Origin of the sequence: Bacillus sp. FSL K6-1033 (assembly GCF_038630765.1) — a bacterium.
Classification (GTDB): domain Bacteria; phylum Bacillota; class Bacilli; order Bacillales; family Bacillaceae; genus Bacillus; species Bacillus altitudinis.
Window position 1 is genome coordinate 1288178 of record NZ_CP152041.1, and the last position, 14522, is coordinate 1302699.

The window sequence follows — 14522 nt, forward strand, 5'->3', positions numbered from 1 at the left end:
AACTCGTCACTCCTTTACAGTTTGCTGGAATAATGCGACGAGGTCAGACGCTGTTTCCACTGCTTGATATTGTTTGATGAATGTTTTTCCTAGTGTAAGTGCTGCTTTTTTCTGCTGAAGCCTTCTAGAATGTGATGGAATCGCATCGAGATCAGCCGCATGCGCAAGACCGATGGTTCGGCGAACAAGCTCACAGCCAGCAAAGCCGGTGGCTTCTTTTAAAATACGGTCAAACGTTGTTTCTAAAAAGCTGTCCGATACACTAAACGCTTCAATACTGTCTTCTTTCCATGCTTTTGTGAACACTTCTTTGAATGTTGTCCACACATTGACGACATGATCAAAAAGGTGCTGCTGATCCTGCTCATTCTCATGAGATAAAGCATTTATGAACAGATTGGCAATAAAGTGACCGATATCGAATCCGAAAGGACCGTAAAAAGCGAACTCTGGATCAATGATTTTCGTTTCCGTTTCGTTTGCAAAAATACTGCCTGTATGAAGATCTCCATGTACCAGTGTTTCAGCAGAGGTTAAGAAGATCCGTTTCAATTCGGCTGCTTTTGCTTGCAGTTCAAGATCAGCCCATAGTGCTTGTGCTTCTTCTCTTAATTCCTCTTCGAAGTCATTCGTTTCGCTGTCAAAGAAAGGATCTGTGAAGACGAGTTTTTCTGTAATGTCACAAAGATCAGGGTTCGTAAACTGCTTCACGAATTGTTTTTTGATTTTAGGATTTGTGGCAAAGTCAGACGTGTAAAATAGTGTTTTGCCTAAAAATTCTCCGACATGATCTGATAAATACGGATAATGTTTTCCGGCAATTAGCCCTTTTCTGACGATTTCAAGGTGTGATAGATCTTCCATTGCTGTGACAGCAAGAGCTGTATCCGAATAATAGACGGTTGGTACGAGATGTGGTGCATACTCTGATTGCTTGATGAGTGCTGCACTTTCAATTCTTGCACGATCTAATGTCAGCGGCCAGCTTTCTCCAACGACTTTTGCGTAAGGAAGGGCCTGCTTGATAATCAGTCCTTTTGCTTGTTTGTGATCATAAATATGAAAGACGTAATTTAAATTTCCGTCACCGATTTCAGTGCATGTTAAATGACTGCTCTCCTGAATCAATCCAAGTCTAATGGCAAGTGCAACTGCCGAACTTTCTGTTAATTCTTCATATGATGCCGTAAGTGTAACCAATTGTTTCCCCTCCAAATCATATAAAAAAGCCTCTTTCTCCTGAGAGAAAGAGGCTTGATGGCGTGTATGCTCGAAGCCTCTCTTATCTCTCAGCACATACGTCTGATGGAATTAGCACCGTGCCCTATAAGACAATTGTCTTGGCGCTGTACTTGCTGCGCCCCACTTCACAGTGGTATTAACGGTCGGTTGCTGTTGGGGTCAAAAGGCCAAATCCCTCGCCCAACTCTCGATAAGAGAAATCAATATGTAATTGTTTCATGTCTGCTTGCATTTCTTAATTCTAGATATTATCAGAGCTACAGTTCACATGTCAATCTTTTTTCAAAATTGCTTTACAATTCATAAAACAATCCATTACAGTGATTGTATTGTCACGTAACTTGAATAGAAGGTGAAAAAATGGAATTCCAGCAATCGGATGTATTGAAACATTTACCGAAACAATTTTTTGCGTCGCTTGTACAAAAAGTACAGAAAAAAGTGCAGGAAGGGGCAGATGTGATTAATTTAGGTCAAGGAAATCCTGATCAGCCCACTCCTCCACATATTGTGAAAGCGATGCAGGAAGCGGTAGCAAAACCTGAAAATCATCAATACTCCTCATTCCGCGGGACAGCGAAACTAAAAAAAGCTGCAGCTGCTTTTTATGAAAGAGAATATGGCGTCACGCTTGACCCAAAGACAGAGATTGCCATCTTATTTGGAGGGAAAGCGGGACTAGTCGAATTGCCGCAATGCTTACTGAATCCAGGTGATACGCTGCTTGTTCCAGACCCAGGATATCCTGATTACTGGTCAGGCGCTGTGCTTGCCGGAGCTCGCATGGTCACAATGCCTCTTCTTGAACAAAATAACTTTTTGCCTGACTACCACCAACTGTCTGAGGAAGATAAGAATCAAGCAAAATTGATGTACTTAAATTACCCAAATAATCCGACTGGTGCGACTGCAACCCGGACATTTTTTGAAGATACTGTTGCGTTTGCGAGTGAAAATAAGATGTGTGTTGTCCATGATTTTGCATATGGCGGCATAGGATTTGACGGCGAAAAGCCCCTTAGTTTCCTGCAAATAGACGGAGCAAAAGAGACCGGTATTGAAATCTATACATTGTCCAAAACGTATAATATGGCTGGTTGGAGAGTCGGTTTTGCAGCAGGGAATGCCTCTGTTATCGAAGCCATTGAGCTTTATCAGGATCACCTGTTTGTGTCACTGTTTAAAGCAACTCAAGATGCAGCAGCAGAAGCACTTTTAAGCGATCAAACGTGCGTACAAGTACAAAATGATCGGTACGAAAAAAGACGAAACACTTGGATTGCTGCATGCAAAGAGATTGGCTGGGACGTTAGTGCGCCAAAGGGCTCGTTTTTTGCTTGGTTAAAGGTGCCTGAAGGGTATACATCTGAAACTTTTTCTGATGTATTATTAGAAAAAGCACATGTTGTTGTGGCACCCGGGAATGGCTTTGGTGCTCACGGTGAAGGCTACGTCAGAGTCGGACTTTTAACAAGTGAGGAGCGGCTAAAGGAAGCAGCTGATCGTATCGCTGCCTTGCAGTTATTTGAAAAAAAGCCATTGACAACGTAAAAAAATGGTGCGATAATTCAGGCAATATTTAAGAAAATTGAATATTCTTATCAAGAGTAGGCAGAGGGACTAGCCCAATGAAGCCCGGCAACCGACTTCCATGAAGCACGGTGCTAATTCTTGCAGCAAGCGCTGAGAGATAAGATTCGGATGAATGAGACGAAACCTCTTTAACGCGCTGATCAAGCACTTAAAGAGGTTTTTTTATTGACCATATACAGGACGCAATCGAAAGGGGATTCCTAGTGAGTGAACTACTGGCAACATACGTACTAACACATCGAGAGGATGAACAAATAGACCGAAAAGCAGAGCAGATCGCACTTGGGTTAACGGTCGGGTCATGGACGGACTTGCCGCAGCTCAAAAAGGAGCAGCTGAAAAAACATAAAGGACGTGTGGTGAGCGTAAAAGAACAGTCTCCCGCAAATGGTGGTCTGTATCAAACAGAGGTGACCATTGCTTATCCTGAGGCGAACTTTTCAGCTGATATACCAGCGGTGTTGACGACGATTTTTGGAAAGCTTTCACTGGATGGGAAAGTAAAGCTCGTCGATATCGAATTTTCGGAAAGGTTTAAAAGCTGTCTGCCAGGACCGGTATTTGGCATTGAGGGGATACGAAAGAAAGTAGGCGTGTTTGATCGGCCGCTATTGATGAGTATATTTAAAGGCGTGATCGGTCGTGATATGGAGGATTTAAAAGAACAGCTCCGCTTACAGGCTTTAGGTGGAGTAGACTTCATCAAAGATGATGAGATTTTATTTGAAAGCCCATTAGCCCCTTTTGAAGATCGAATCAAGGAAGGAAAAAAGATATTAAAAGAAACATATGAAGAGACAGGACATCGCACGCTTTATGCTGTTAATTTAACTGGTAGAACTTTTGATTTGAAAGATCGAGCAAGAAAGGCAGCCGAACTCGGGGCTGATGCGCTTTTATTCAACGTTTTTGCCTATGGACTTGATGTCATGCAAAGCTTGGCTGAAGATCCAGAGATCCCATTGCCGATCATGGCACATCCGGCAGTGAGCGGTGCAATGACATCATCTCCAGACTATGGATTCTCGCATTCTCTTCTTTTAGGCAAATTAAATCGATATGCTGGCGCTGATTTAAGTCTTTTTCCCTCTCCTTATGGATCAGTCGCCCTTCCGAAAAAAGATGCCATTGGCATTTTCGAAGCATGTGTGAAAGAGGATACAGTTCAACAAACATTTCCTGTTCCTTCAGCAGGCATTCACCCGGGAATGGTGCCGATCTTAATCAAAGATTTTGGACTTGATCATGTCATTAATGCAGGCGGGGGAATTCACGGACATCCGCGGGGAGCAATTGGAGGAGGGAAAGCCTTTCGTTCGATCATTGATGCGGTGGTCAAAAAAGAGTCTATCGAAGAAAAAGCATCAACTTGTCAAGACTTACAAGCAGCACTTGATCTTTGGGGAAGGGTAGCAGAATAAATGAAAAAACCAATTGTATGTTGTGATTTTGATGGCACGATTACGAAAAATGATAATATCATTCGCATCATGAAGCAGTTTGCTCCGAAAGAATGGACGAAATGGAAGGATGGTGTTCTAGCAAAAGAGATCACGATCCAAGAAGGCGTCGGGCAGATGTTTCAGTTACTGACGAGTGATCAGAAAGAAGCCATTCGGTCATTTATTTTAGAGGATACAGAGATTCGTGAAGGATTTGAACAGTTTGTCGATGATGTCAAAAAAGCAGATATTCCTTTCTATGTACTCAGCGGCGGTATGGACTTTTTTGTCTATCCTATCCTTGAAGGGATTGTCGAACAAGAGAATATTTATTGTAACCATGCATCATTTAAAGAAGATCATATTCAAATTGAATGGCCGCATGCCTGTGATTCAGAATGCCAAAATGGCTGTGGCTGCTGCAAGCCTTCCATTATTCGAGAGCTGACGCAGGAAGATGATTTTATTATCATGATTGGTGATTCAGTGACTGATATTGAGGCAGCGAAACATGCGGATCTCACGTTTGCGCGTGATTATTTACTGAACGAATGTAAAGAGCTAGGGCTCGTACATAAAGAGTATGAAACATTTGTTGATCTAAAAGCGCAATTTGATCAAATAAAGGAAGTGAAGGAATGGCAGACGAGAAGAGTAAACGCTGGAAGGAACTAGCAGACGTCAAACGTGAATTGGCACAAAGAGACTGGTTTTACGGAACAAGCGGCAATTTATCGATAAAAGTGTCGGATGATCCCATCACGTTTTTGGTGACGGCAAGCGGCAAAGATAAAAGAAAAGAAACCGATGAAGATTTTGTTCTTGTTGATGCAGCAGGTCAGCCGGTTCATCCGAATCAGCCGCTCAGGCCATCAGCTGAAACACTGCTTCACACATACGTTTATGAGCGGACGAAAGCAGGATGTTGTCTTCACGTCCACACGATCGATAACAATGTCATTTCTGAGCTGTATGGCGATAAAGGAGAAGTTCGTTTTAAAGGTAACGAAATCATTAAAGCGCTTGGTTATTGGGAAGAGGATGCAGAAGTTGCTGTTCCTATTATTGAAAACCCAGCTCATATTCCGCACCTTGCAGAGCAATTTGCAGTGCACCTGACGGACGATGCTGGTGCTGTACTCATTCGTAATCATGGCATCACCGTTTGGGGGAAAAGCGCATTTGAAGCCAAACGAGTCTTAGAGGCTTATGAATTTTTATTTACCTATCATTTGAAAGTAGCGCTTTATCAAAAGCAGCTTGTTAAATAAAAAGGAGGAAAAACACATGGCGACCATTTACATTCATAATGAAGAGAACACGTTACTTGAGAACGAACAAGAGGTCCAGGCGTATTTAGAACAGCAAGGGGTCATTTATGAACATTGGGATATTGAAAAACTACCAAAACAGTTATCAGAAAAGTACGATTTAACAGATGATGAAAAGGAAGAAATTTTAACTGTGTTTCAAGAGGAAATAAAGAGTATTTCCGAGCGAAGAGGATACAAAGCGCAGGATGTGATTTCATTATCAGATGCGACCCCTAACCTGGATGAACTGCTTCAAAACTTTAAACGTGAGCATCATCATACGGATGATGAAGTCAGATTTATCGTGAGCGGTCATGGAATCTTTGCCATTCAAGGCAAAGACGGCGTCTTTTTTGATGTGAGACTGAATCCAGGTGATTTAATTTCTGTGCCCCCGAATATTCGTCACTACTTTACACTTCAAGAAGATCGTCAAGTCGTCGCAGTTCGCATATTTGTCACAACTGAGGGCTGGGTGCCAATTTACGAAGAAGAAACGGTTTAATAGTGGGAGCTGATCATTTCGCATGAGGCGGAAGATCAGCTTTTTTTTAGGAAAATAGACATAAAATGAGAGAGAAAATAGTTGATTTTGGTCTTCTGCATAGGATAAAATTCTGTTTAATCAATGTGTCAGTCCTGTCCAATTTTGAAGTTTACCCCCAGAATTCATTGGGTAAAAGGTCTTTAGGCTGTAAAAAATTAAATAAAATAAGCATATTTAATTTAATTTACAAATAAAGTATAATTTTGGTGTCGGATCATTTAGAGCTTAGACAGACGAATTCATAGCGGGAGCTGAGATCATGAATATTTATGTACGGAAAGAACAGCTATTAATGTCAATTGATGAAAAGAGAAGACAAATGGTAGAAGCTGCTCAAGTAGAAGGCTATACAGGTGAGACGACAATTAAATATAGTCAAGAACTGGACAACCTGATGAATGAGTATCAGTCTCTTCTTTTTCATGAACAACAATCTGTTGCTTCCTTTCATGATCTTGTATCACAAATGAGTCTCCTTTCTGTCAATCGTCCTTCTTATTGACATCAAAAAACCGGTCTTGCCATTAGCAAAACCGGATGAATGCTTCAGCTATTAGTGTGCAGAAGGGAGCATGATGATCACGGTTGTTCCTTTATTCACTTCGCTCTCGATATCGATTGTCCCCCCATACATCGAAATGATTCGTTTACACACAACAAGCCCAAGACCTGTTCCTTTTTCCTTCGACGTAATAAAAGGGAGGAAGATATGTTTCAGCATCTCTTCTGGTATACCTTCACCTGTATCTTTCACTTTTATGATGACCTGTTCTTTTTCAGCCTCAATGACAATCTTCAAATGACCGCCATTTGGCATCGCTTCTAACGAGTTTTTCGCTACATTCAATACCACTTGTTTAATGTGATCCTTCGTGCAATACACGCCAACATCTTGAATGGTATTGATTTGCAAATCAACCTCGACATTATAAAGGTTCGCCTCAGAAAATACAATGGGCATGATCTCACTCACAATTTCTTTCACAGAATTATTTTGCCACTTTTCAGCCGTTGGTTTTCCTAGCACAAGAAACTCACTGACGATTTGGTTAATCCGTTTAATTTCTTCCTCGATGACAGAAAAATAAAGCTGATCCTCTTCTGAACGATACTTCTTTTGCAAAAGTTGAATAAACCCGCTAATGCCTGTTAATGGATTGCGAATTTCATGCGCTGTACTTGCCGCAAGTGTTCCAATGAGTTCAAGTTTTTGTGCTTCATTTTGGTGGCGTTCCTGCTGGGTTTGTCGTCTTAAAATGATATATTGGACGAGTGTGAATAAGATATTTAAGAGAATAAACGCACTGGATAAAGGAAACAGCATCACAGACAGGACTTCACTTGTTGTCGCACGCTGCGGAAAAACCTCCAGCTTCCAGCTGTTTTCATCTAAATATGTAGACACGGTGCTATCACTTTCAGATGCTGGCTGTGGACCACTTGTAAACACAACGTCTCCATTTTGATTCAGCATCTTAAAATGAAGCTCTGGGTTTAATACATTCATAATATTTCTTAAATAATCAATTTGAATCGCAGCGACTAGCACATCCGTGACTTCGTCGTTTTCATTCAAAACAGGGACACAAATGGAGAGAATCCGCTGCTTAGTAATGCGGCTTACATAGTTATCTGTGATGACGGTCTGTTTTGTGACTTGAATACGTTTAAAGTAATCTCTAAATGACAGGTTGATTTTTTCCTTTAATGGTGTGGTGCTGGCTGTGACATTTCCTTTTTGGTCTAGGAGATACAGGCCTGAAAAACGAGGTTCTTGTTTATAGATTTTCTCTAGGATGTTTTGTACTCTTTTCGTTTCAAGCGGCTGGTCAAATCCCATGGCAAGGGAAGTTAATCTTGCTTCTGTTTCACTGATTAAATAATTCATTTGGTTTTTGTGAATATTTAACATAAGTGTAGCGGTTTGTTTGTTTTTTACATCAATTTTCTCAGTTTCTTTTTCGTAGATAAAATAACTAATGATGAGGGTTGGAATCACGACCAAAATAAGGTAAAGCTTGATCTTCTTCCAAAACCCTTTCAGTATACTCATGATTCATCGCTCCAACGTATTACCTAATAGACTTATTATAGCATTGAACCTATCTTTATTACGATGACTTGTGAGATTTTTAAAAAATTAGGTGATTCGTTCTGGTCTCTTTTTCATGCTAAAAATGGATCAACATGTTGACATTTTACTTATTGTTTATTAATGTCACATTAGTGGGTTGCATTTCATAAAGGATGATAAAAAATGGAAAATCATAATGTTGAGAAATCTTTGAAATTATTTATTGTACTATCACGTGCCTATCGCTCCATTAATCACCACATGAACAAACATATTGTGAAACATGGTCTGAATCCGACTGAATTTGCTGTATTAGAATTGCTGTATCATAAAGGTGATCAGCCGCTTCAGCAAATAGGTGATAAGATCTTACTCGCAAGCGGAAGCATCACGTATGTGGTTGATAAATTGGAGAAAAAAGAACTCCTTAGCCGGAAAGCTTGTGCAGAAGACCGCAGGGTGACATTTGCACATATTACGGAGCAGGGAAGAGCTTTACTTGATGACATCTTCCCAGATCATGCAAAAGAGATTCACGAGATGATCAGTGTGCTTAGTGAAGAGGAAAAGGATGCCTGCATCGATATGCTCAAACATGTAGGACTGCGTGCCAAGCATTTATATGATCATAAAGAATAAACACATAAAAAAGGAAGCCGTTGGCTTCCTTTTTATTTTGCTTTTTTCTCAATTGGTAAAATAAGAACTTCGACGCGTCTGTTTTTACTTCTGCCTTCTGCGGTATCGTTAGAGGCAATCGGTTTAAATTCACCGTAACCTTTTGTGCTAAAGTTCTCTTGGTCTAGGTTGCTGTTTTCAAGGAGAATATTTAAAAAGTTGACCGCACGAATGGCGCTTAAATACCAGTTGGATTCAAATTCAGAATTCCGAATCGGAACGTTATCTGTATGTCCGCTAATGACGATATCACGAGCAGGGTTAATGACGAGCAGCTTTGATATTTCTTTGGCTAACGGAACATCCTGCGAGCGGATCACCGCTCGCCCAGAATCAAAGAAGATGCTGTCTTCAATTGTAATAAGCAGACCTTCATCCGTCAGCTTTGTTTCAAGCTTCGAACCAAGTTTTTTATCCGCAATGAATGAATCTACTTGCTTTTTAACCTTTGTTAATACCGCTTGGTCACGAGCTTTCGCTTTTGCTTCTTCTTCTTCATCTTCTGCTGATTTTTTGGTTTGATTGCTGTTTTCTGTTTCTTCGGTGCTCTGCATGCTTGATTGGTCCATTACGCCAGTGCCGCCAGTAAAGACAACATTAAACGATTTAGCCATCTGTTCATATTTTGCCGCATCAATGGAGCTAGATGCAAACAGCACAATGAAGAGGGCGAGAAGAAGCGTAAGAAGATCGGCGTAAGGGATCAGCCAAGACTCATCTACATGGTCTTCATGATCATGTTTTTTACGTTTCCTAGCCATTCTGTTTTTCTCCTTCTTCAATGACAAGATTTGCACGTTCTTTTGCTGGTAAGTACATCAGAAGTTTTTGCTCAATGACCTTTGGAGACTGGCCTTCAAGGACAGAAAGAATCCCTTCAATCATAATGAGACGAAGCTTTACTTCTTCCTTTGATTTACGCTTCAGCTTGTTGGCAAATGGATGCCACAACACATACCCTGTAAAAATCCCAAGCAGTGTGGCGACGAAGGCAGCACTAATCGCATGTCCAAGTGCTTCAATGTCTCCCATGTTTGCAAGTGCGGCAATAAGTCCGACAACGGCACCAAGTACCCCTAGAGTCGGAGCGTATGTACCAGCTTGTGTAAAGATTAATGCGCCTGACTGATGTCTCTCCGACATGGCATCGACTTCTTCAGTTAAGACGTCGCGAATAAATTCAGCACTTTGACCGTCAACTGCCATGCTTAAGCCGTTCTTTAGAAAATCGTCATCGACTTCCTCAAGATTTGCCTCTAATGCCAAAAGACCTTCACGACGAGCAATTTGTGCCCAGTTTGAAAATAGAGGAATCATTTCTTGTATCGTTGGAAGCTTGCTATCTTTGAAAATTTTGCCGAATAATTTTGGTGTTTTCTTAATTTCACTAGATGGGAAGGCAATGACAACAGCTGAAATTGTCCCAACCACAATGATCAATATAGCCGCCGGGTTGATAAGAGCGGTTAGACTCACACCTTTCAAAACCATACCGACACTCAGTGCAATAAATGCTAAAATAATACCAATTAACGATGTTTTGTCCATTATCTCACCAAATCCTTTAACTATCTTTTTCTATAGTTAATATCGGTGTCTTCTAGAAGGGTTTTAGTCAGAATATAAAATTAAGACAGTTTATGTGAAGAAATTTTGACGAAAGCGCTTTCTGAAAGCCGTAAAAAAAGAAACTCTCTCATATAAAAGGGAGTTTTCAGCGTGTAGACAAACCCTCGCATTCTTTGTCAGTCCTGCGCTCTGGTGCTCACGAATGCCAAATTCGCTCCGCACAAGTAGCTGTCCTTCCTAGACTGCAAAGGTTTTCTATCACGCTGAAAAGAAGACAAAGGGCTAAAATCAAGTTCATTTTAGCCCTTTGTCAACAATCTGGAAACTTCATCTTTTTTGAGCTGTTTCATCTAAGAGCAATTCTTTTAATTTTTCTTCATGTATGATTTTGATCAAATCGTAGTTCCAATTGATCATGTGATCCATGTAATCCACCTCTTTTTCTTTTATCGTAAAGGAAAAGAGGCGGGGGAGCGTCGGCGCTCAGATGGAATTTAGACACTGCAACATGATGGAGCTGAAGATCCTCCTTAGGATGTACTTAGCTCTTTTTCACAACAATTTCGTCATGTTCAACATCGACTGTAAATCCAGTAAGTTGTTCTTCTTCAAGCAAGATGTCCGTCATTTGATCCTCAACATGCTCTTGAATCGTTCTTCGTAACGGACGAGCCCCAAATGCTGGATGATAACCAAGTTCAGCGATTTTTTCTTTCGCTTCGTTTGTGACGTGAACAGTTAGATTTTGTTCTTTTAACTGCTCTGACAAATCTTTGAGCAGAAGATCCACAATTTTGACTAAATCGTCTTTATCTAATGAATCAAACTGAATGATGCTGTCAAAACGGTTCAAGAATTCCGGTTTGAAATAAGCGCTCAGCGAATCAATCAATGATTGTTCTTCGATGGCTTCTTCTTGTTCAGACTGGAATCCGACTTTGACCGCTTTTTTATCTGTGCTGCCAGCGTTACTTGTCATAATGATGACTGTGTCTTTAAAGCTGACGGTTCTGCCTTGGCTGTCTGTTAGACGACCATCTTCCATGATTTGAAGGAACATATGCTGGACATCAGGGTGCGCTTTTTCGATTTCATCGAGCAAAATGATGCTGTATGGTTTTCTGCGAACCTTTTCCGTGAGCTGTCCGGCTTCATCATGTCCAACGTAACCAGGAGGAGAACCGATGATTTTGGACACGGAGTGTTTCTCCATGTATTCACTCATATCTAAACGAATGATCGCTTCTTTTGAGCCAAATAATTCTTCCGCTAATGTTTTAGACAATTCGGTTTTCCCGACGCCTGTTGGCCCAACGAATAGGAAGGAGCCAGTTGGTCTGTGTTTTGATTTTAAGCCGGCTCTGCTTCTTTTTACGGCTTTCGCCACTTTTTCAACCGCATGTTCCTGACCAATGACGCGGGCTTTTAAGCGGACATCAATTTCTTTCATTTTTGTTTGTTCGTCTGCTTGTAGTTTGCCGACAGGGATACCTGTTTTTTGTTCTACAATCGACTGAATGTCCTCAGCTGTGACGACATGTTCTTTGTCATTTGTTTTGTTTTGCAATCTCGCTTCAATCGCTTCTTCTTCGTCTCGAAGCTTCGCTGCTTTTTCATAGCGTTCTTCATTTAAAGCGGCTTGTTTTTCAGCGGCAATTTGCGCAAGACGGTTTGTTAATTCATCTTCACTTGCTGCATCAATGGAGAGATTCGCTTTTGAACCTGCTTCATCCATTAAATCAATGGCTTTATCTGGCAAGTGGCGGTCTTGAATATACCGCGAAGATAATTGAACACACGCTTTAATGGCTTCGTCAGAATAGGTGACGCCATGATAGGCTTCATACTTATCCTGAATGCCTTTTAAGATCTCGAATGCTTCATCCTGTGTTGGCTCATCAACGATGACAGGTTGGAACCTGCGTTCAAGGGCAGCATCTTTTTCAATCTGACGATACTCTTTTAATGTTGTCGCACCTACTAGCTGCAGTTCCCCTCGAGCTAGAGCTGGTTTCAAAATGTTTCCGGCATCCATTGACCCTTCGGCAGAGCCTGCGCCTACAAGAAGATGAATTTCATCAACGAATAAGATGATATTTTTACGGCTTTGCAATTCTTTGATTAATTGCTTCATCCGTTCCTCAAATTGACCACGTACACCTGTGTTTGCCACAAGTGAAGAGACATCTAATAAATAAACTTGTTTGTTCTTTAATTTATTTGGTACATCTCCATTTGCAATTTTTAGTGCTAGTCCTTCGGCTATGGCCGTTTTACCAACACCAGGTTCACCAATGAGGACAGGATTGTTTTTATTTCTTCTATTTAAAATCTCAATGACTCTTGTGACTTCTTCATCACGGCCAATGACAGGATCGATTAAACCAGCATGTGCGCCATCCGTTAAGTTCCGGCCAAGCTCATCGAGTAAGCCTTTTTGTTTAGGCCGCTCTTGGCTCGTCGCATGTCCTGCTTGCTCAGAGAAGAATGAACCGCCCCCGAAAAGGTTAGGACCCATTTTCATTTTTGACTGTTCCATCAAAGAGGTATAGCAGTCTTCACATAAAACCATTTGGCTACGGGACGAATTTACTTGCATATTCAGGCGAATAGTTGCTTCATTTACTTGACAATGTTGACAACGCATGAGCCATGACCTCCTTAAAATAAAGTTTGACTTTATTTGACCAATGAATGTTAAATAAAATGGTCTGTTGTTTGACCATCTTTGACTATAGTATACTCTGACCTATTTTGACTTTCAACTGTTTTGCTCATAGCTGAATGAAAAATCCTTTTTTGCATTTAATCATGGTTTGTCCTTCTTTTCAAGGAACTTGTTTCATAGGATAAAAAAGAGACAATCGAAAGTGATGGGTGCGGAGGGGTCATATGAAACGTTCAAATGAATCCGCTTTTCAGCTTGCCTTTGTATATGTAGGAACAGTGGTTGGAGCTGGGTTTGCGACAGGAAAAGAAATCGTAGAATTTTTTGTTCGTTTTGGCTGGATTGGATTGATCGGGATTTTGATTAGCGGTGTTATTTTTACCGGCCTTGGCGCAAAAATGATGCTTATTTCCAAACGAATTGAAGCGGAGTCTTATCAAGATATGAATCGGTTTTTATTTGGAGCTGCTGCGAGTCGATATATTAACATCGCCATGTTTTTTATTTTACTAGGTGTGACGTCAGTGATGATTTCTGGCGCAGGCGCTATTTTTGAAGAACAACTTGGCATCTCAAAAGAATATGGTATTTTTTTAACGATTATTTTAAGTGTCATTGTCCTTTTTAAAGGTTCAAAAGGGTTATTTGGTGTCAATGTACTTGTCGTTCCAATGCTGATTTTCTTTTCGCTGATTGTGTTTCTAGATTCATTTGTGTTTAGTAGCGGTGAAAGCCACGTTCTGGGGCTGCAAATGGGAGAGGGCGAATGGATGTTGTCTGCGATTTCATATGGTGCATTTAATTTAGCGCTGTCTCAAGCCGTATTAGTGCCGGTTGCAAACGAAATGACATCCGAAGCCGTCATAAAAAGGGGAGCGGTGCTTGGAGGTCTGATGCTGACACTCATTCTGCTCGCCTGCTTTTTATCCCTTTCTTCATTAGAAATGCTGGAAGCGTATGATATTCCGATGGCCCAAGTGGTGTATCAAGTCGCAAACTCCATTCATCTCATCTATTTATTCGTGATCTTTGGTGAAGTCTTTACATCCGTTATAGGAAATTTATACGGTCTCGAAAGACAGGTGAGGGCGTATATCCGATTGAACAGTATGTATACGATATCCTTTATTCTGCTTTGCTGTTATGTCATCAGTAAAATTGGATACGGCACACTCATTTCAACGGTTTACCCTGTTTTTGGCTATGTCAGTATCTTTTTTATCCTCTTTCTTTGTCTGAAAAAAGTGCCTGCATCACGTGATAAGTAAAGAAGGGATAGCTTGTACACCAATTATGTGGTACACTATCCTCTGTGAAAATTGAACAAAAATCCGTGAAAACGGGAGAGGTTCTAGCAAAACCCTCTATAAAAAACTAAGGACTTGCCGTATCCTTG

Annotated in this window: 13 protein-coding genes and 3 riboswitches; of the genes, 8 read left to right on the forward strand and 5 right to left on the reverse strand. The window is 40.9% G+C overall.

Translation table 11 applies throughout. The features are described 5' to 3' along the window. Positions 1-6: 6 nt before the first annotated feature. A complete protein-coding gene (gene mtnK / locus MHH31_RS06530; protein ID WP_110487286.1) occupies positions 7-1200 on the reverse strand; it encodes an S-methyl-5-thioribose kinase in 1194 nt (397 codons plus the stop codon). Positions 1201-1279: 79 nt separating this feature from the next. Next, a riboswitch (SAM riboswitch) is annotated at positions 1280-1439 on the reverse strand. 163 nt (positions 1440-1602) lie between these two features. On the opposite strand from mtnK, the gene MHH31_RS06535 reads away from it, so the two are divergent. The 6 genes from MHH31_RS06535 to MHH31_RS06560 all read left to right on the forward strand — a co-directional run bounded on the left by MHH31_RS06535 (position 1603) and on the right by MHH31_RS06560 (position 6639). Next, on the forward strand, positions 1603-2793 hold the full coding sequence (locus MHH31_RS06535; protein ID WP_039169151.1) for a pyridoxal phosphate-dependent aminotransferase: 1191 nt from the start codon (positions 1603-1605) through the stop codon (positions 2791-2793). Between the two features lie 44 nt (positions 2794-2837). Then, positions 2838-2939, forward strand: a riboswitch (SAM riboswitch). A gap of 99 nt (positions 2940-3038) precedes the next feature. Beyond that, complete coding sequence (gene mtnW / locus MHH31_RS06540; protein WP_061418797.1) at positions 3039-4256, forward strand: 2,3-diketo-5-methylthiopentyl-1-phosphate enolase; 1218 nt, start codon at positions 3039-3041, stop codon at positions 4254-4256. Beyond that, complete coding sequence (locus tag MHH31_RS06545; protein ID WP_017367123.1) at positions 4257-4952, forward strand: 2-hydroxy-3-keto-5-methylthiopentenyl-1-phosphate phosphatase; 696 nt, start codon at positions 4257-4259, stop codon at positions 4950-4952. After that, positions 4916-5548, forward strand: a complete 633-nt coding sequence (locus tag MHH31_RS06550; RefSeq protein WP_342495394.1) for a methylthioribulose 1-phosphate dehydratase — start codon at positions 4916-4918, stop codon at positions 5546-5548. The genes MHH31_RS06545 and MHH31_RS06550 overlap by 37 nt, the downstream gene beginning before the upstream one ends. A 16-nt stretch (positions 5549-5564) precedes the next feature. After that, the gene (locus MHH31_RS06555; RefSeq protein ID WP_024719646.1) at positions 5565-6095 is read left to right on the forward strand and encodes a cupin domain-containing protein; all 531 of its coding nucleotides are present in this window, start codon (positions 5565-5567) and stop codon (positions 6093-6095) included. 301 nt (positions 6096-6396) lie between these two features. Continuing rightward, a complete protein-coding gene (locus MHH31_RS06560; protein WP_024719647.1) occupies positions 6397-6639 on the forward strand; it encodes an aspartyl-phosphate phosphatase Spo0E family protein in 243 nt (80 codons plus the stop codon). 51 nt (positions 6640-6690) lie between these two features. Here MHH31_RS06560 and MHH31_RS06565 read toward each other — a convergent pair whose 3' ends face one another. Beyond that, positions 6691-8190, reverse strand: coding sequence for an ATP-binding protein (locus tag MHH31_RS06565; RefSeq protein WP_008346092.1), 1500 nt, complete (start codon positions 8188-8190; stop codon positions 6691-6693). 204 nt (positions 8191-8394) lie between these two features. On the opposite strand from MHH31_RS06565, the gene MHH31_RS06570 reads away from it, so the two are divergent. Then, the gene (locus tag MHH31_RS06570; RefSeq protein WP_003211701.1) at positions 8395-8850 is read left to right on the forward strand and encodes a MarR family transcriptional regulator; all 456 of its coding nucleotides are present in this window, start codon (positions 8395-8397) and stop codon (positions 8848-8850) included. A gap of 32 nt (positions 8851-8882) precedes the next feature. Here MHH31_RS06570 and motB read toward each other — a convergent pair whose 3' ends face one another. The 3 genes from motB to MHH31_RS06585 form a co-directional block, all read right to left on the reverse strand. After that, entirely contained in the window at positions 8883-9650 is a 768-nt protein-coding gene (motB, locus tag MHH31_RS06575) for a flagellar motor protein MotB (protein ID WP_024719648.1), read from the reverse strand. After that, complete coding sequence (gene motA, locus MHH31_RS06580; RefSeq protein ID WP_008346088.1) at positions 9643-10437, reverse strand: flagellar motor stator protein MotA; 795 nt, start codon at positions 10435-10437, stop codon at positions 9643-9645. Before motA ends, motB begins: the two co-directional genes overlap by 8 nt. Positions 10438-10999: 562 nt before the next feature. Then, positions 11000-13105 carry an ATP-dependent Clp protease ATP-binding subunit gene (locus MHH31_RS06585; protein WP_039169142.1) on the reverse strand — a complete coding sequence of 702 codons (2106 nt, stop codon included), beginning with the start codon at positions 13103-13105 and terminating at the stop codon, positions 11000-11002. A gap of 245 nt (positions 13106-13350) precedes the next feature. On the opposite strand from MHH31_RS06585, the gene MHH31_RS06590 reads away from it, so the two are divergent. Further along, positions 13351-14394 carry a membrane protein gene (locus MHH31_RS06590; RefSeq protein WP_039169140.1) on the forward strand — a complete coding sequence of 348 codons (1044 nt, stop codon included), beginning with the start codon at positions 13351-13353 and terminating at the stop codon, positions 14392-14394. 71 nt (positions 14395-14465) lie between these two features. Next, positions 14466-14510, forward strand: a riboswitch (PreQ1 riboswitch). The last annotated feature ends 12 nt before the right edge of the window (positions 14511-14522 follow it).

Coding starts and splice junctions, on each gene's coding strand:
- MHH31_RS06535 (WP_039169151.1), top strand. CDS start 1,603: ATGGAATTCCAGCAATCGGATGTATTGAAACATTTACCGAAACAATTT.
- MHH31_RS06545 (WP_017367123.1), top strand. CDS start 4,257: ATGAAAAAACCAATTGTATGTTGTGATTTTGATGGCACGATTACGAAA.
- MHH31_RS06550 (WP_342495394.1), top strand. CDS start 4,916: ATGGCAGACGAGAAGAGTAAACGCTGGAAGGAACTAGCAGACGTCAAA.
- MHH31_RS06555 (WP_024719646.1), top strand. CDS start 5,565: ATGGCGACCATTTACATTCATAATGAAGAGAACACGTTACTTGAGAAC.
- MHH31_RS06560 (WP_024719647.1), top strand. CDS start 6,397: ATGAATATTTATGTACGGAAAGAACAGCTATTAATGTCAATTGATGAA.
- MHH31_RS06565 (WP_008346092.1), bottom strand. CDS start 8,190: ATGAGTATACTGAAAGGGTTTTGGAAGAAGATCAAGCTTTACCTTATT.
- MHH31_RS06570 (WP_003211701.1), top strand. CDS start 8,395: ATGGAAAATCATAATGTTGAGAAATCTTTGAAATTATTTATTGTACTA.
- motB (WP_024719648.1), bottom strand. CDS start 9,650: ATGGCTAGGAAACGTAAAAAACATGATCATGAAGACCATGTAGATGAG.
- motA (WP_008346088.1), bottom strand. CDS start 10,437: ATGGACAAAACATCGTTAATTGGTATTATTTTAGCATTTATTGCACTG.
- MHH31_RS06585 (WP_039169142.1), bottom strand. CDS start 13,105: ATGCGTTGTCAACATTGTCAAGTAAATGAAGCAACTATTCGCCTGAAT.
- MHH31_RS06590 (WP_039169140.1), top strand. CDS start 13,351: ATGAAACGTTCAAATGAATCCGCTTTTCAGCTTGCCTTTGTATATGTA.